Origin of the sequence: Streptomyces omiyaensis (genome assembly GCF_014650895.1) — a bacterium.
In the GTDB taxonomy this organism is placed as follows: domain Bacteria; phylum Actinomycetota; class Actinomycetes; order Streptomycetales; family Streptomycetaceae; genus Streptomyces; species Streptomyces omiyaensis.
In genome coordinates this window covers 33,348-50,070 of the sequence record NZ_BMVV01000010.1, presented here as the reverse complement: position 1 = coordinate 50,070, position 16,723 = coordinate 33,348, and the positions used below count along the sequence as shown (strand labels likewise).

Genomic DNA, 16,723 nt, shown 5'->3' with positions numbered 1-16,723 from the left:
CGGTTACAGCCCCGGGATCCGGCCGTTGCGGAAGAGGTCCACGAAGATCTGGTGGTCCTCGCGCGCGCGTGCCCCGTAGGCGTGGGCGAAGTCCACCAGGAGCTCCGTGAAGCCCTCCTCGTCGGCGGCGATCGCCGCGTCGATGGCCCGCTCCGTGGAGAACGCCACCAGCGAGTGGCCGCTGGACTCGTCCGCCGCCGCGTGCATGGTCGCGGTCGCCCGGCCCAGGTCCGCCACGGTCGCCGCGATGTCCTGCGGGTCGTCGATGTCCGACCAGTCCAGGTCGACCGCGTACGGGGACACCTCGGCGACCAGCTGCCCGGAGCCGTCCAGCTCCGTCCACCCCAGCCACGGGTCGGCGTGCGCCTGGAGCGCCCGCTGCGAGATCACCGTGCGGTGCCCCTCGTGCCGGAAGTAGCCCCGCACCTCGGGATCGGTGACGTGCCGCGAGACCGCCGGGGTCTGCGCCTGCTTCATGTAGATCACGACGTCGTTCTCCAGGGCGTCGCTGTGCCCCTCCAGCAGGAGGTTGTACGAGGGGAGTCCGGCCGAGCCGATGCCGATGCCGCGCCGGCCGACCACGTCCTTCACGCGGTACGAGTCGGGGCGGACCCGGCTCGCCTCCGGCAGGGTCTCCAGGTAGGCGTCGAAGGCGGTCAGCACCTTGTACCGGGTCGCCGCGTCCAGCTCGATCGCCCCGCCGCCCGGCGCGAAGCGGCGCTCGTACTCCCGGACCGCGGTCATCGAGTCGAGCAGCCCGAAACGGGTCATCGCGCGGGCCTGGCGCAGCGCCCCGAGGAGCGCCCCGTCGGCGGTCTCCAGGGTGAAGCCGGGCACCTCGTCCCCCTGGGCGCCGCCGGCCAGGGCGTGGATCCGCTCCCGGTAGGCCGCGGCGTAGACCCGGACCAGGTGGGTGATCTGCGCGTCGCTCAGGGCCTTGGCGTAGCCGATCAGGGCGAGGGAGGCGGCGAGCCTCTTGAGGTCCCAGGTGAAGGGGCCGACGTACGCCTCGTCGAAGTCGTTCACGTTGAAGATCAGGCGCCCGTTGGCGTCCATGTAGGTGCCGAAGTTCTCCGCGTGCAGATCGCCGTGGATCCACACCCGGCCGGTCCGCCCGTCGAGGAACGGGCCGCCCAGGGCCTCCTCCTCCAGGTCCTCGTAGAAGAGGCAGGCGGTGCCCCGGTAGAAGGCGAAGGCGGAGCCGGCCATCTTCCGGAACTTGACCCTGAAGGCGGCCGGGTCGGCGGCGAGCAGCTCGCCGAAGGCGGTGTCGAAGACGCCGAGGATCTGCTCACCGCGCTCGGCGGCGGTGGGCTGGGGGACCGACATCGAAGGTGCCTCCTGGTACGGGGCGGGGCGCGGACAAATGGGACAGGTGTTCCCTGACTCACAACGCGTGACCGTACCGCCCGGTGCCCGACTCCTGTCACTCGTGCGACGTAGACTTCGACGCTGTCCCCCCGGATCGCGGGGGTCTGGGGTCGCTCCCCAGAGGATCGCAGCATCGCCGGAGGCACCCCCCGTGACCAAGCCGCCCTTCACGCACCTCCACGTCCACACCCAGTACTCCCTGCTGGACGGTGCCGCGCGGCTGAAGGACATGTTCAACGCGTGCAACGAGATGGGCATGACCCACATCGCCATGTCCGACCACGGCAACCTGCACGGCGCGTACGACTTCTTCCACACGGCGAAGAAGGCGGGCGTGACGCCGATCATCGGTATCGAGGCGTACGTCGCCCCCGAGTCCCGGCGGAACAAGCGCAAGATCCAGTGGGGCCAGCCCCACCAGAAGCGGGACGACGTCTCCGGCTCCGGCGGCTACACCCACAAGACGATCTGGGCGGCGAACGCCACCGGACTGCACAACCTCTTCAGGCTCTCCTCCGACGCCTACGCCGAGGGCTGGCTCCAGAAGTGGCCCCGGATGGACAAGGAGACCATCTCCCAGTGGTCGGAGGGGCTGATCGCCTCCACCGGCTGCCCCTCCGGCGAGCTCCAGACCAGGCTCCGCCTCGGCCAGTTCGACGAGGCCCTGAAGTCGGCCTCCGAGTACCAGGACATCTTCGGCAAGGACCGCTACTTCCTGGAGCTGATGGACCACGGCATCGAGATCGAGCGCCGGGTCCGCGACGGCCTCCTGGAGATCGGCAAGAAGCTCGGCATCCCGCCGCTGGTCACCAACGACTCGCACTACACCTACGCGCACGAGGCCACCGCCCACGACGCCCTGCTCTGCATCCAGACCGGCAAGAACCTCTCCGACCCGGACCGCTTCAAGTTCGACGGCACCGGCTACTACCTGAAGTCCACGGACGAGATGTACGCCATCGACTCCTCGGACGCCTGGCAGGAGGGGTGCGCCAACACCCTCCTGGTCGCCCAGCAGATCGACACCGCCGGCATGTTCGAGGCGAAGAACCTCATGCCCAGGTTCGACATCCCGGAGGGCTACACCGAGGTCACCTGGTTCCGCGAGGAGACCATGAAGGGCATGCACCGGCGCTTCCCCGGCGGCATCCCGGACGACCGCATGAAGCAGGTCGAGTACGAGATGGACACCATCATCTCGATGGGCTTCCCCGGCTACTTCCTCGTCGTCGCCGACTTCATCATGTGGGCGAAGAGCCAGGGCATCGCCGTGGGCCCCGGCCGAGGCTCCGCGGCCGGCTCGATCGTCGCGTACGCCATGGGCATCACCGACCTCGACCCCATCCCGCACGGCCTGATCTTCGAGCGCTTCCTCAACCCCGAGCGCATCTCCATGCCCGACGTCGACATCGACTTCGACGAGCGCCGGCGCGTCGAGGTGATCCGGTACGTCACCGAGAAGTACGGCGCCGACAAGGTCGCCATGATCGGCACCTACGGCAAGATCAAGGCCAAGAACGCCATCAAGGACTCCGCGCGCGTCCTCGGCTACCCGTACGCCATGGGCGACCGGCTCACCAAGGCCATGCCCGCCGACGTCCTCGGCAAGGGCATCGACCTCGACGGCATCACCAACCCCACCCACCCGCGCTACGGCGAGGCGGGCGAGATCCGGGCGATGTACGAGAACGAGCCGGACGTGAAGAAGGTCATCGACACCGCCAAGGGCGTCGAGGGCCTGGTCCGCCAGATGGGCGTGCACGCCGCCGGCGTGATCATGTCCAGCGAGCCGATCGTCGACCACGCCCCGATCTGGGTGCGGCACACCGACGGCGTCACCATCACGCAGTGGGACTACCCGCAGTGCGAGTCGCTCGGCCTGCTGAAGATGGACTTCCTCGGCCTGCGCAACCTCACGATCATGGACGACGCCGTCAAGATGGTGAAGGCCAACAAGGGGATCGAGCTCGACCTCCTGGCCCTGCCGCTGGACGACCCCAAGACCTTCGAACTGCTCCAGCGCGGCGACACCCTCGGCGTCTTCCAGTTCGACGGCGGCCCCATGCGGTCCCTGCTCCGCCTGATGAAGCCCGACAACTTCGAAGACATCTCCGCCGTGTCCGCGCTCTACCGCCCGGGCCCGATGGGCATGAACTCGCACACGAACTACGCCCTGCGCAAGAACGGGCAGCAGGAGATCACCCCGATCCACCCGGAGCTGGAGGAGCCCCTCCAGGAGGTCCTGGCGGTCACCTACGGCCTGATCGTCTACCAGGAGCAGGTGCAGAAGGCCGCCCAGATCATCGCCGGCTACTCGCTCGGCGAGGCCGACATCCTCCGCCGCGTGATGGGCAAGAAGAAGCCCGACGAGCTGGCGAAGAACTTCGTGATCTTCGAGGCCGGAGCCAAGAAGAAGGGCTTCAGCGACGCGGCCATCAAGGCCCTCTGGGACGTCCTGGTCCCCTTCGCCGGCTACGCCTTCAACAAGGCCCACTCCGCCGCGTACGGCCTGGTCTCCTACTGGACCGCCTACCTCAAGGCGAACTACCCCGCCGAGTACATGGCGGGCCTGCTGACCTCGGTCAAGGACGACAAGGACAAGTCCGCGGTCTACCTCAACGAGTGCCGCCGCATGGGCATCAAGGTCCTCCCGCCGAACGTGAACGAGTCGGAGTCGAACTTCGCCGCCCAGGGCGACGACGTCATCCTCTTCGGCCTCACCGCCGTCCGGAACGTCGGCTCCAACGTCGTCGAGTCGATCATCAAGAGCCGCAAGGCCAAGGGGAAGTACGCCACCTTCCCCGACTTCCTCGACAAGGTCGAGGCCGTGGTCTGCAACAAGCGGACCGTCGAGTCGCTGATCAAGGCCGGCGCCTTCGACACCATGGGCCACACCCGCAAGGGCCTGGTCGCCCAGCACGAACCCATGATCGACAACGTGGTGGCGGTCAAGCGCAAGGAGGCCGAGGGCCAGTTCGACCTCTTCGGCGGCATGGGCGAGGAGGACAGCAGCGAGCCCGGCTTCGGCCTCGACGTCACCTTCACCGAGGACGAGTGGGACAAGACCTACCTGCTCGCGCAGGAGCGCGAGATGCTGGGCCTGTACGTCTCCGACCACCCGCTCTTCGGCCTGGAGCACGTCCTCTCCGACAAGACCGACGCCGGCATCTCCCAGCTCACCGGCGGCGAGCACGCCGACGGCGCCGTCGTCACCATCGGCGGCATCATCTCCGGCCTCCAGCGCAAGATGACCAAGCAGGGCAACGCCTGGGCCATCGCCACCGTCGAGGACCTCGCCGGCTCCATCGAGTGCATGTTCTTCCCGGCCACCTACCAGCTGGTCTCCACCCAGCTCGTCGAGGACGCCGTCGTCTTCGTCAAGGGCCGGCTCGACAAGCGCGAGGACGTCCCCCGTCTGGTCGCCATGGAGCTGATGGTCCCCGACCTCTCCAACGCCGGGGCCAACGCCCCGGTGATCCTCACCATCCCGGCGCTCAAGGTCACTCCGCCGATGGTGAGCCGACTGGACGAGATCCTCCGCCACCACAAGGGCAACACGGAGGTGCGGATCAAGCTCCAGGGCCCCCGCTCCACCACCGTGCTCCGCCTCGACCGGCACCGCGTCACGGCCGACCCCGCCCTCTTCGGCGACCTGAAGGTGCTGCTCGGCCCCTCCTGCCTCGCGGGCTGACCGCGCGCACGCGCACACGCGCAAGGGGCGCGCCCGTCGTCACGGGCGCGCCCCTTTGCCGTCCTGCGGGCGTCAGTTGTGGCCGAAGCGCTTCTGACGGCCCTTCCGCGCCATGTCACCGGGGGTGACCTGGGAGGCGCGGCTCTCGGCCTGTGACTCCATCGACGACTGCTGCGCCTGCTGGGCACCGCGCTCGGCCGGCGACTGCTGCTTCTGACGGTTCTGGTTGCGGTTCTTGGCCATGGGGATGATGCCTCCTCGAAGGGATCTGGGGGCCAAAGCCGCTGTCAGACTCACATACGGGAGAAACCGCCGCATGTTGGATCATTACGGTGGGTGAGGGAGCCCCCGGCGGAGGCGGGCCGTCACTCCGCCACGCCGATGATCCAGTTCCGGCCGTCAACCCCCCGGCCGTCGGGCAGACTCGACACGACCCGGAAGACCCGAGATCCCGAGTCCGGCCGAGATCCGAAAGAGGGTGGAGCGCGTGGACCGATGCGTCGTCCTGGTGGACGCCGGCTATCTGCTGGGGGCCGCCGCCACCCTGCTCGCCGGAGAACCGGCCCGCTCCCGCATCAGCGTGGACCACGCCGGCCTCATCCGGCAGCTGAGGGAGCGGGCCGAGGACGAGACCGGCCTCCCGCTCCTGCGGATCTACTGGTTCGACGGCGCCCCCGACCGGGTGCCCCAGCCCGAGCACCGCAGGCTGCGCGTGATGCCCCGGGTCACCGTCCGGCTGGGCGCCCTGACCCGCAGCGACGGACGCTGGGCCCAGAAGGGCGTCGACGCGGCCATGCACACCGAGCTCACCGAGCTGGCCCGCAACCGCGCCTGCACCGACATCGTCCTCGTCACCGGCGACGGCGACCTGCTGCCCGGCCTGATGTCGGCCAAGGAGCACGGCGTCGCCGTCCACCTCTGGGCCGTCCAGGCCGCCGACGGCGACTACAACCAGTCCGAGGACCTGGTCGCCGAGGCCGACGAGCGCCGGGTCCTCGACCGGACCTGGATCACCCGGGCCGTCCGCGCCAAGGACCTCACCGGTGTCTGCGTCCCGCCGCCGGTGCCCCGCCCCGAGATCGCCGCCATCCTCTCCGCACCGCTGCCCGAGGCCGCCCTCGCCTCCGCCGAGCGGGCCGCGGAGGCCGCCGCCGCGGCCGCCGGCCTGCGCAACGGCACCCCGGCCCCCGACGGGCCCCCCGTGCCCGCCCCCGGCGGGCACGGCCACCCGGTGCCGCCGCCCGCCGCGGGCCGGGCCGTCCCCACCCCCAAGGACCTCGCCGGACTGCGCCCCGCCGCCCCGCAGCCCACGGCGCCCCCGCAGGCCAGCGCCCTGCGCTGGTCCTCCGACCGGGGCTGGGTCGAGCGGCCGGCGACCGCGCTCGGCGAGCCCCCCGAGACCGCCTCGCTGCCCACCCTCGCCCAGCTCACCAGCGCCGAGCAGCGCTGGGCCGACCGCGAGGACGACATCACCACCGTCGGCGGCGACCCCTTCGAGGTCGGCCAGGTGTTCGCCCGGCGGTGGCTGGAGCGGCTCCCCGAGCAGAGCCACGTCCAGCGCCTCTCCGTCCTGTACCCCCGGATCCCGCACCGCATCGACGGCGAACTCCTCCGCTACGCCGCCCGGTTCGGCCTCCTCGCCCACAAGGACGACCAGATCGACGAGCACGACCGCTACGCCATCCGCGCCGGATTCTGGCGCGAGATCGACGTCCGCGCCGCCGCCGAACACGCCCCCGCGCCCGGAGCCGGATCGGCGACCCCGTAGGCTCTCCCCCCGTGAGTACGGTGTGCGTGGTGCGGGATCTGGTCAAGACGTACCCCGCCACGCGCGGCGGGCGGGGCACGCCCGCGACCCCGGAGGTGCGGGCCACCGACGGGGTCAGCCTCGACGTGCGCGGCGGCGAGATCTTCGGCCTGCTCGGACCCAACGGGGCCGGCAAGTCCACCCTGGTCCGCCAGCTGACCGGGCTGATGCGCCCCGACTCCGGCACCGTCACGCTCCTCGGCCACGACCTGGTCCGCCACCCCGAGCGCGCCGCCCGCCTCCTCGCCCACCTCGGCCAGGAGTCCACCGCGCTCGACGAGCTGACCGTCGCCCTCGCCGCCGAGACCACCGGCCGGCTGCGCGGCCTCACCGCCGCCGACGCCCGCGCCGAGCGGGACGCCGTCCTCGACGAGCTGGGCCTCGGCGAGCTGGCCGGCCGCCCCCTCAAGAAGCTCTCCGGCGGGCAGCGCAGGCTCGCCTGCCTCGCCGCCGCCCTCGTCGGCCATCGGCCCGTCCTCGTCCTCGACGAGCCCACCACCGGCATGGACCCGGTCGCCCGCCGGGCCGTCTGGGCCGCCGTCGACCGGCGCCGCGCCGAGCACGGCACCACCGTCCTCCTCGTCACCCACAACGTCATCGAGGCCGAGACCGTCCTCGACCGGGTCGCCGTCCTCGACCGCGGCCGGGTGATCGCCTGCGACACCCCCGCCGGGCTGAAGGAACGTGTCGCCGACGAGGTCCGCGTCGAGCTGGTCTGGCGCGACGCCGCCCCGCTCGACCTCCCCGAGATCGCCGCCCTGCGCGCGTCGGCCCGGGAGACCGGCCGCCGCTGGGTCCTCCGCCTCGCCCCCGACGCGGCCCGCGCCGCCGTCGCGGTCGTCACCGGCGGCGCCGCCTTCGCGGCCCTCGACGACTTCACCCTCGCCACGCCCAGCCTGGAGGACGTCTACCTCGCCCTCGGCGGCGCCGCCCGCGAAGGACTGGTGAAGGCGTGAACCACCTCCCGCACCCCTTCCGCACCCCCGGCGTGACCTCCCACCTGCCGCACGTCACCCCCAGGAGCTGTCCGCGTTGAGCACCCTGCCCGCCGAGGCCCTGTCGGCCGGCGTGCCGGCCCCCGCGGCCCGGGACGCCGAGGAGGCCGCGCCCCTCGCCCCGCCCGCCCGGCTGCTGCCCTCCCTCGCCGCCGTCTACAAGGCGCAGCTCAGCCGGGCCCGGGTCGCCCGCATCCCGCTGCTCTTCGTCGCCACCTTCCAGTCCATCGGCATCATGATCATGATGCGCGGGGTCGTCGACGGCGGTTCCGAGGCCCGGGCCGTCGTGGCCGGCTCCACCGTCCTCGTGGTCGCCTTCGTCGCCCTCAACCTGCTCGCCCAGTACTTCGGCCGGCTGCGCGCCGACGGCGGCCTCGACCACTACGCCACCCTGCCCGTGCCGCCCGCCGCCGTGGTGCTCGGCGCCGCCGGCGCGTACGCCTCCTTCACCGTCCCCGGCACCCTGGTCACCGCCGTCACCGGGGCCGTCCTCTTCGGCCTGCCGCTCGGGCACCTGTGGCTGCTCGCGGCCGTCGTCCCGCTCTCCGGCGCCGCCCTCGCCGGGGTCGGCGCCGCCCTCGGGCTGCTCGCTCCCCGCCAGGAACTGGCCACCCTCCTCGGCCAGCTGGGCATGTCCGCCGCGCTGCTCCTCGGCGTGCTGCCGGCCGAGCGGATGCCGGAGCCGATCCTCTGGGCCCGCGACCTGCTGCCCTCCACGTACGGCGTCGAGGCCCTGGCCCGCGCCTTCGACCGGCACCCGGACTGGACGGCCGTCGCCCTCGACCTGGCCGTCTGCGGCGTGGTCGGCGTCCTGTCGCTGGCCCTCGCCACCTGGGCCTACCGCAGGGCCGCGGTCCGCTGAGGCGGGCCACGGGCACACCTGGCACGATGGCGGGGTGACCGCACCCCTGACGCCCTCGCAGCCGCCGCCGCACGATCCCGAGTGGCCCCCGCCGCCCCCGCCGTACCAGGGTCCGGACGGCGACCCGATCACGGCGGCCGAGGTCGTCCAGGGTCTCGTGGTCACGGCCGCCTCGGCGGTCGCCGGCGCCGTGCTCGGCGTGCTCTGGGTGTGGCTCGCCCCCACCGTCCAGCTGATCTCCGACGGCAAGGGCGTCTACCTGCGCGACTCCGAGGGCGAGGCGGCGATCGGCGCCGACGGCACCTTCGTCCTCCTCGCCCTCGCCTTCGGCGCGGTCGCCGGACTCGTCGTCTTCCTCGTCCGCCGCAAGGGCGGCGTCCCGCTCGTCCTGGGGCTCGCCGTCGGCGGCGTCCTCGGCTCGCTGCTCGCCTGGTGGCTGGGGACGAAGCTCGGGCCGACCGCCGACGTGATCGCGCACGCCAAGGCCGTCGGCCCCGAAGTCGTCTTCGACGCCCCCCTGAAGCTCCAGATGGGCGCCGCCGCGATGCTGGCCTGGCCGCTCGCCGCGACCGTCGTTCACCTGCTGCTGACCGGGCTCCTCGGCCCCCGCGACCCGGAACCGGGCCCCTGGGACGCCGGCAAGCGCTGAGCGCCCCCGGTCAGCCGCGGCCGATCGGGGCCAGCACCGCGGAGGTCAGCGCGGCCAGGTCGGCGGGGGAGAGCTCGACCTCCAGGCCCCGCCGGCCCGCCGAGACGCAGATCGTGGTGTGCTCCGACGCCGAGGAGTCGAGCACGGTGCGCAGCCGCTTCCGCTGCCCCAGCGGGGAGATCCCGCCCCGGACGTAGCCGGTGGTCCGCTCGGCCGCCGCCGGGTCCGCCATCGCGGCCCGCTTGCCGCCGACCGCCGTCGCCAGTGCCTTCAGGTCCAGCTGGCCGGCGACCGGCACCACCGCCACCGTCAGCTCCCCGTCGACGTCCGCCACCAGCGTCTTGAAGACCCGGTCGGGCGTGACGCCGAGCGCCTCCGCCGCCTCCTCGCCGTACGACGGGGCGGCCGGGTCGTGCTCGTAGGCGTGCAGGGTGTACGCGGTGCCGGCCGAGGCCAGCGCCACCGTCGCCGGGGTGCCGCCGCCGTTCTTCTGCTTCTTCTTCGCCACCGGGACCTCCGCGGTTCCCTCGGTCCGTCAGTTCGGGTAGGTCGGCGCCTGGGTCAGCTCCACCGCCGGCAGCGAGGGCAGGTGCCGCAGCACCGCCGTCTCGGCGCGCAGCAGGGCCAGCTCCTCGCGCAGCCGGACCGTGGTGTCCGGTGCCTCCAGGAGCCGCTGTTTCGTCGGCACGTCCACCATCGCCGCCGCGGCGACCAGGTAGGACACCACCGAGGGGTCGTCGGGCAGCTCGGAGGTGGTCAGCGACCGCTCCCGGGCCCCCGCGAGGCGCTTCTGGTACGCCCGGAAGGCCCGCAGCACCCCCTCGGCCAGCGCCTCCGCCTCCTCGCCCTGGTCCTCCGGGATCTCCTCGGTCTCCGCCGTCAGGAACGGGCCGCTCGCGTCCACCGCGCGCAGCCGCACCCGGGTGGTGCCGGTGACCATCACCTCGTACGAGCCGTCCCCCCGCTGCCGGATGCTCGCCGCGTCCGCGACGCACCCCACCGGGTGGAAGCTCCGGAGCGGGTCGGGGCCGAAGCCGGCCCCCGGGCCCCTCTCCGGCAGCGCCGTCGGGTCGGGCATGCCGGGCGCGGTCGGCGCGACCTCCTGCCCGTCCCGGATCGCGACCACGGCGAATCGCCGCGGCTCGGAGGAGTCGATGTCGAGCAGCGAGCGCATCATGGCGCGATACCGCTCCTCGAAGACGTTGAGCGGCAGCACGAGGCCCGGGAAAAGCACCGCGTTGAGCGGGAAGAGGGGCAGGCGAGCGGTGGTCACAGCGGCCAAGCCTAATGGCCGCGCGGACCGCTCCGTCCGGGGATTCCACCGGCCCGCTCCCACAGCGGTGTCCGCCGCGCCAGCTCCGTCCGCGTCCGGTCCCGGGTGGCCAGGAACCGGCGGAGCGGATCATGGCCGCCGACCGCCCAGGGGAAGGAGGTCGCGTACGGCCCCGTACGGCCGAACTCGTCCCGCGCCTCGGCCCACCGTCCCCGCGCCACCAGCACGTACGCCAGCAGGTTCCGCGCCTCCGCCGGCCACGGGTCGCCCGCGGCGAACGCCGCCGACAGCGCCCGGCCCCGGTCCGCCGCCCGGTCGATCCGCGGACCGTCCGCCACCGGCTCCGCCGCCCGGTCCCGCCCGGCGCCCGGCAGCGGGCGCAGGGCCTCGTACCCGGCGCGCACCGGCAGCGCCCGCACCAGCGAGCCGTCCACCGCGTCGTCGGCCGCCTGCTCGGCGAAGTCGAAGGCGGCCCGGTGCGAGCCGTACCACTGGGCCGACAGGTACTTCAGCGCGGCCACGTGGCAGCCGTAGTGGTGCGGGGAGCGGAGCAGGGCCTGCTCCCAGAGCCCCTCGAAGACCGCGTGCCCCGCGTGCGCCCCGCGCGCGTGGTCCAGCGCGAGCCGCCACGGCACCGGGTCGCGGCCCGCCTCCCCGGCCAGCCGGCGCAGCAGCGGGTCCAGCTCGCGCAGCCGCTCCGCCCGGGCCGGCGACTCCCAGGCCCGGCGCACCGCCAGCTGCGCCGACACCAGCAGCGCGTCGGGGTCCCGGGGCGCGACCTCCCGCCACCGCTCCAGCCACTCGCCCCTGCCGTACGCGAAGGTGGCCAGCCGGGTCACGTAGCGGTCCCGGTCCTCCCACTCCGCGGCGTCCCGGGTGGTCGCCAGCAGTTTCGCGGCGGGCTCCGGATCACCGAGGGCGGCGGCCACCAGGGCCGGGGCGAGCCGCTCGTCGGGGGCGTCCAGCAACACGTCGTCGTCCGGCGTCAGCCCCTCGGCGAGACGCGGGGCGTGCCGGGTCGAACGGAGGGTGCCGACCAGGGCACGGAGGAAGGACATGGCAGGACGCATCTTCCCACCGCGGACCCCTCGGGGCCCGCCCCGCCGGCCCGCCTTCACCCGGATCTCACCCGGTCTCCCCCCGGCCGTCACGCCCGCTCGCCCGCGCGTGCGAGCGCCCCCGGCCGGGGACGCGGGCGGCTCGGCCCGTCAGCCGCGCCGCAGGAGCCTGGTCGCGCCCGCCGCGACCGTCGTGGCCAGGATCCAGCCGAGGAGGATCAGCACCGCGGCCGCCCACTGCCAGCCGCCCTCCAGCCGCCAGTAGCCGTCCTGCCCGAGCGTGATCACCGGCAGGAGGAGGTCCAGGGCGTAGAGCGTGCCGTTCCACGCGGGCCCCTCGCCCTCCTTGATCGGCACCGGCCGGTACCGCGAGAAGGCCAGCGTGCCCGCCGCCCACAGCACCGCCATCCACAGCGCCGCCCGGCCGGGCCGGTAGCCGTACGCCACCGTCCAGTCCTGGACGTACCCCCACAGCTTCCCCGCGACCGGCAGGGTCTCGCGTCTGCGCCGCTGCTTGGCGAGGAGCACCTCGCGGGCGTCCGCGTCCTCCCCGCTGTTGCGCAGCACCGTCGCCAGCCGCTCGTACGGCTCCGGGGCGTACTCGGGGGTCGCCGCCGCCACCCACTCCAGCCGCCGGGTCAGCGGGAAGTGGCCGTACGGCACCAGGTTCTCGTAGACGAAGCCGCTCATGGACAGGCCGCCGGGGCCCGGCCAGCTCGTCGACAGGTCGATCAGCGTCACCACCCGCGCGCCGTTCAGCACCACCCGGCCCTCCTCCGGGCGCTCGCCGTTGAACCGCAGCTCCGGGGTGGCTATCCGGCGCAGCGACAGCTCCTCCCGGCGGGCCCCGCTGAGCAGGAAGCGGGCGCGGTTCAGGTCCACCGCGTCCCCGAACCGCCCGTCGTCCAGCCGCACTCCGCCGTGGAACTCGACCGGCTTGCGGCGGGAGTCCCGGACCGGCGCCACGCCGTACGGCGGAGTGGCCGTGGAGCCGCTGCCGCCCTCGTACACCCAGGCCGCGTTGAGGTAGAGGGTGCGCTCGACGGTCAGCTGGGGGGCGTTCAGCGCGCGGCGGCCCTGGGCCGCGCGCAGCACGCTGCCCCGCAGGCTGAGCGAGACCCCGACCTTCGCCCCGCGCAGGCTGAACTCGCCGTACGTCTCGATCAGCTCGGCCTGGAGGTCCTGCGCCACCACCATGCCGTCGGCCGTGATCGCCCGGCCCCGCCCGTCCGGCCACACCTGGATCTGGTTGATCAGCAGGTCGGTGCCGATCTGCGCGTCCGTCAGCCGGATGCCCTGCCGGACCCGGCAGCGCGGCAGGTGCAGATCGCCCTCCGTGTGCAGCCGGGCCGCCTCCAGGCGGGGGAGCGCGCAGCCGACCATCCGCAGCGTGCCGAACCGCGCCTCGGGCACCACCACCTCGCCGTCGAAGCGGCAGCCGTGCAGCTCCACGTAGGGCGCTACGGACCCGCCCGCCAGGTCCAGCACGCCGGTGATCCGCACCCCGCGCAGCTTCAGCGCCGCGACCCGGCCCGACCGGGCCGGCGGCCCGTCGAGCAGCAGCGCCGCCACCACGTCCGCGCGCACGCTCCGCTCCGGCCCCCACGGCAGCTCCCCGAACGGGTCGTCCCGCTCCGGCACCCCCTCCGTCAGATCGCAGGTCCTGCCGATCCGGAACGCCTGCCACACGGCCCGCTCCGGGCCCGTGAGACCGTCCGGCATCCCGTCCTCGTGCGGCTCGGTCACTGCCGCCCCCTCGCTCTCCCCGATGCGCTCCCACCACTCCGCTCACCGGGAGTCGTGGATTCGTACAGTCGTTCTTCCCGTGCTGTGACGGACTGAACGCTAACGGTCAGGAGTGGCGAGCAGACGCCACAGTGGCGCGTATCGACGTGCGGCAAGCCGTGTATCAGCCAGTGATACGGGAGTCCGGGCCCGATGGCCGTCTGAGAGAATTGACCCGTGATCTCTCGAATCGATCTGCGCGGTGAGGCCCTCCCCGAGGGTTCCGCCCTGCGCGACCTGCTGCCCCGTGCCGAGTTCGACGTGGAAGCCGCCCTGGAGAAGGTGCGGCCGATCTGCGAGGACGTCCGGCATCATGGCGCGGCCGCGGTGATCGACTACGGGGAGAAATTCGACGGCGTCCGCCTGGACCGCCTCCGGGTCCCCGCCGAGGCGATCGCCCGCGCCCTCGACGAGCTCGACCCGGCCGTCCGCGCGGCCCTGGAGGAGTCGATCCGGCGCGCCCGCCTGGTCCACCGCGACCAGCGCCGCACCACCCACACCACCCAGGTCGTGCCCGGCGGCACGGTCACCGAGAAGTGGATCCCGGTCGACCGCGTCGGCCTGTACGTGCCGGGCGGCCGCGCCGTCTACCCGTCCTCCGTCGTGATGAACGTGGTCCCGGCCCAGGAGGCGGGCGTCGAGGGCGTCGCCGTCGCCTCCCCGCCGCAGAAGGAGTTCGGCGGCCTGCCGCACCCGACGATCCTCGCCGCCTGCGCCCTCCTCGGCGTCGGCGAGGTCTACGCGGCCGGCGGCGCCCAGGCGATCGCGATGTTCGCCTACGGCACCGAGGGCACCGCCGACGAGCCCGGCTGCGAGCCGGTCAACCTGGTCACCGGCCCCGGCAACATCTACGTCGCCGCCGCCAAGCGCCTCCTCAAGGGCCGCATCGGCATCGACGCCGAGGCCGGACCGACCGAGATCGCGGTCCTGGCGGACTCCACCGCCGACCCGGCGCACGTCGCCGCCGACCTCATCAGCCAGGCCGAGCACGACCCGATGGCCGCCTCCGTCCTCGTCACCGACTCCCCGGAGCTGGCCGAGGCCGTCGAGGCCGAGCTGAAGGCCCAGGTCGCCGTCTCCAAGCACGTCGACGACCGGATCGCCCCGGCCCTGGCCGGCCGGCAGTCCGCGCTCGTCCTCGTCACCGACCTGGAGGACGGCCTCAAGGTCGTCGACGCCTACGGCGCCGAGCACCTGGAGATCCAGACCGCCGACGCCGCCGCCCTCGCCGACCGGGTCCGCAACGCGGGCGCGATCTTCGTCGGTCCCTGGGCTCCGGTCTCCCTCGGCGACTACTGCGCCGGCTCCAACCACGTCCTGCCCACCGGCGGCTGCGCCTGCCACTCCTCGGGCCTCTCCGTGCAGTCCTTCCTGCGCGGCGTGCACATCGTGGACTACACGCGCGACGCGCTGGCCGACGTGGCCCACCACGTGGTCACCCTCGCCGAGGCCGAGGACCTCCCGGCCCACGGCGCCGCGATCAAGGCCAGGTTCGGCTGGAAGGTGCCCGAGAGCAAGTGAGCGACACGAACGAGACCATCGGGATCGACGACCTGCCGATCCGCGAGGAACTGAAGGGCCAGTCGCCCTACGGCGCCCCGCAGCTGGACGTGCCCGTCCAGCTGAACACCAACGAGAACCCCTACCCGCTGCCCGAGCCCCTGGTCGCCCGGATCGCGGAGCGGGTCGCCGAGGCCGCCCGCGGCCTCAACCGCTACCCCGACCGGGACGCGGTGGAGCTCCGCACCGAGCTGGCCCGCTACCTCACCCGCACCGGCGGGCACCCGGTGGCCCTGGAGAACGTGTGGGCCGCCAACGGCTCCAACGAGGTCCTCCAGCAGCTGCTCCAGACCTTCGGCGGCCCGGGCCGCACGGCGATCGGCTTCGAGCCCTCGTACTCGATGCACGCCCTGATCGCCCGCGGCACCGGCACCGGCTGGATCTCCGGTCCGCGCAACGAGGACTTCACCATCGACGTCGAGGCCGCCGAGGCGGCCGTGGCGGAGCACGCCCCCGACGTCGTCTTCATCACCTCGCCCAACAACCCCACGGGCACCGCCGTCGAGGCGGAGGTCGTCGAGCGGCTGTACACGGCCGCGCAGGCCGCCAGGCCCTCGCTGGTCGTGGTCGACGAGGCGTACGTGGAGTTCAGCCACCGGGACTCGCTGCTGCCCCTCCTGGAGGGCCGGCCGCACCTGGTGGTCTCCCGGACCATGTCCAAGGCCTTCGGCGCCGCCGGACTCCGCCTCGGCTACCTCGCCGCCCACCCGGCCGTGGTGGACGCCGTGCAGCTGGTCCGGCTGCCGTACCACCTCTCCGCCGTCACACAGGCCACCGCGCTCGCCGCCCTGGAGCACACCGACACCCTCCTCGGGTACGTCGAGCAGCTCAAGGCCGAGCGCGACCGCCTCGTCGCCGAGCTGCGCGCGGCCGGCTACGAGGTCACCGATTCCGACGCCAACTTCGTCCAGTTCGGCCACTTCCCCGACGCGCACGAAGCGTGGCAGAGCATCCTCGACCGGGGCGTCCTGGTCAGGGACAACGGCGTACCGGGCTGGCTGCGCGTCACCGCCGGCACCCCCGATGAGAACGACGCGTTCCTCGACGCGGTTCGTGAGTTGAAGAAGGAGCAGGACGCATGAGCCGCGTAGGCCGCGTGGAGCGCACCACCAAGGAGACCTCCGTCGTCGTCGAGATCGACCTCGACGGCACCGGAAAGGTCGACGTGTCGACCGGGGTCGGCTTCTACGACCACATGCTCGACCAGCTCGGCCGGCACGGTCTGTTCGACCTGACCGTGAAGACCGACGGCGACCTCCACATCGACTCCCACCACACCATCGAGGACACCGCCCTCGCGCTGGGCGCCGCCTTCAAGCAGGCCCTCGGTGACAAGGTCGGCATCTACCGCTTCGGCAACTGCACGGTCCCCCTGGACGAGTCCCTCGCCCAGGTCACCGTCGACCTCTCCGGCCGCCCCTACCTGGTGCACACCGAGCCGGAGAACATGGCGCCGATGATCGGCTCGTACGACACCACCATGACGCGCCACATCATGGAGTCCTTCGTGGCCCAGGCGCAGATCGCGCTGCACGTGCACGTGCCGTACGGGCGCAACGCCCACCACATCGTGGAGTGCCAGTTCAAGGCGCTCGCCCGCGCCCTGCGGTACGCCTCCGAGCGCGACCCGCGCGCCGCCGGAATCCTCCCCTCCACGAAGGGCGCGCTCTAA

At 73.1% G+C, this 16,723-nt stretch carries 14 protein-coding genes; 8 read left to right on the top strand and 6 right to left on the bottom strand.

What is annotated here, in order from left to right:
* Positions 1 to 3 precede the first annotated feature (3 nt).
* Positions 4 to 1,329 (bottom strand): DUF2252 domain-containing protein, encoded by a 1,326-nt coding sequence (locus IE287_RS18385; protein ID WP_189850161.1) that lies wholly within the window; start codon positions 1,327 to 1,329, stop codon positions 4 to 6.
* A gap of 193 nt (positions 1,330 to 1,522) precedes the next feature.
* On the opposite strand from IE287_RS18385, the gene dnaE reads away from it, so the two are divergent.
* Positions 1,523 to 5,062, top strand: a complete 3,540-nt coding sequence (dnaE, locus tag IE287_RS18380) for a DNA polymerase III subunit alpha (protein WP_189850160.1) — start codon at positions 1,523 to 1,525, stop codon at positions 5,060 to 5,062.
* Between the two features lie 72 nt (positions 5,063 to 5,134).
* On the opposite strand, the gene IE287_RS18375 is transcribed toward dnaE, so the two are convergent.
* The gene (locus IE287_RS18375) at positions 5,135 to 5,305 is read right to left on the bottom strand and encodes a hypothetical protein (protein ID WP_170313797.1); all 171 of its coding nucleotides are present in this window, start codon (positions 5,303 to 5,305) and stop codon (positions 5,135 to 5,137) included.
* 235 nt (positions 5,306 to 5,540) lie between these two features.
* Between IE287_RS18375 and IE287_RS18370 the strand changes: the two genes are divergently transcribed.
* The 4 genes from IE287_RS18370 (at position 5,541) to IE287_RS18355 (ending at position 9,375) form a co-directional block, all read left to right on the top strand.
* Positions 5,541 to 6,830, top strand: coding sequence for an NYN domain-containing protein (locus IE287_RS18370; protein WP_189850159.1), 1,290 nt, complete (start codon positions 5,541 to 5,543; stop codon positions 6,828 to 6,830).
* Positions 6,831 to 6,841: 11 nt separating this feature from the next.
* Complete coding sequence (locus IE287_RS18365; protein ID WP_229883567.1) at positions 6,842 to 7,825, top strand: ABC transporter ATP-binding protein; 984 nt, start codon at positions 6,842 to 6,844, stop codon at positions 7,823 to 7,825.
* A 76-nt stretch (positions 7,826 to 7,901) separates the two neighbouring features.
* The gene (locus tag IE287_RS18360) at positions 7,902 to 8,726 is read left to right on the top strand and encodes an ABC transporter permease (protein ID WP_189850158.1); all 825 of its coding nucleotides are present in this window, start codon (positions 7,902 to 7,904) and stop codon (positions 8,724 to 8,726) included.
* Between the two features lie 34 nt (positions 8,727 to 8,760).
* Positions 8,761 to 9,375: a DUF2567 domain-containing protein gene (locus tag IE287_RS18355; protein WP_189850157.1), complete on the top strand. Its 615-nt coding sequence runs from the start codon at positions 8,761 to 8,763 to the stop codon at positions 9,373 to 9,375.
* Positions 9,376 to 9,385: 10 nt separating this feature from the next.
* On the opposite strand, the gene ybaK is transcribed toward IE287_RS18355, so the two are convergent.
* The 4 genes from ybaK to IE287_RS18335 all read right to left on the bottom strand — a co-directional run bounded on the left by ybaK (position 9,386) and on the right by IE287_RS18335 (position 13,452).
* The gene (gene ybaK / locus IE287_RS18350) at positions 9,386 to 9,883 is read right to left on the bottom strand and encodes a Cys-tRNA(Pro) deacylase (RefSeq protein WP_189850156.1); all 498 of its coding nucleotides are present in this window, start codon (positions 9,881 to 9,883) and stop codon (positions 9,386 to 9,388) included.
* A 27-nt stretch (positions 9,884 to 9,910) separates the two neighbouring features.
* Positions 9,911 to 10,648, bottom strand: coding sequence for an LON peptidase substrate-binding domain-containing protein (locus tag IE287_RS18345; protein ID WP_189850155.1), 738 nt, complete (start codon positions 10,646 to 10,648; stop codon positions 9,911 to 9,913).
* Positions 10,649 to 10,659: 11 nt separating this feature from the next.
* Positions 10,660 to 11,706 (bottom strand): hypothetical protein, encoded by a 1,047-nt coding sequence (locus IE287_RS18340; RefSeq protein WP_229883566.1) that lies wholly within the window; start codon positions 11,704 to 11,706, stop codon positions 10,660 to 10,662.
* Between the two features lie 150 nt (positions 11,707 to 11,856).
* On the bottom strand, positions 11,857 to 13,452 hold the full coding sequence (locus IE287_RS18335; protein ID WP_189850153.1) for an oxidoreductase: 1,596 nt from the start codon (positions 13,450 to 13,452) through the stop codon (positions 11,857 to 11,859).
* 216 nt (positions 13,453 to 13,668) lie between these two features.
* Between IE287_RS18335 and hisD the strand changes: the two genes are divergently transcribed.
* From hisD to hisB, 3 genes are read left to right on the top strand one after another with little or no spacing between them, the layout of a single operon-like run.
* On the top strand, positions 13,669 to 15,012 hold the full coding sequence (hisD, locus tag IE287_RS18330; protein WP_189850152.1) for a histidinol dehydrogenase: 1,344 nt from the start codon (positions 13,669 to 13,671) through the stop codon (positions 15,010 to 15,012).
* Positions 15,009 to 16,133 carry a histidinol-phosphate transaminase gene (locus IE287_RS18325; RefSeq protein WP_229883565.1) on the top strand — a complete coding sequence of 375 codons (1,125 nt, stop codon included), beginning with the start codon at positions 15,009 to 15,011 and terminating at the stop codon, positions 16,131 to 16,133. Before hisD ends, IE287_RS18325 begins: the two co-directional genes overlap by 4 nt.
* Positions 16,130 to 16,723 carry an imidazoleglycerol-phosphate dehydratase HisB gene (gene hisB, locus IE287_RS18320; RefSeq protein ID WP_046907028.1) on the top strand — a complete coding sequence of 198 codons (594 nt, stop codon included), beginning with the start codon at positions 16,130 to 16,132 and terminating at the stop codon, positions 16,721 to 16,723. Before IE287_RS18325 ends, hisB begins: the two co-directional genes overlap by 4 nt.

Bases quoted from the DNA above. Each gene is read 5' to 3' on its own strand.
- IE287_RS18385 (WP_189850161.1), bottom strand. From the start codon at position 1,329: ATGTCGGTCCCCCAGCCCACCGCCGCCGAGCGCGGTGAGCAGATCCTC.
- IE287_RS18375 (WP_170313797.1), bottom strand. From the start codon at position 5,305: ATGGCCAAGAACCGCAACCAGAACCGTCAGAAGCAGCAGTCGCCGGCC.
- IE287_RS18340 (WP_229883566.1), bottom strand. From the start codon at position 11,706: ATGTCCTTCCTCCGTGCCCTGGTCGGCACCCTCCGTTCGACCCGGCAC.
- hisB (WP_046907028.1), top strand. From the start codon at position 16,130: ATGAGCCGCGTAGGCCGCGTGGAGCGCACCACCAAGGAGACCTCCGTC.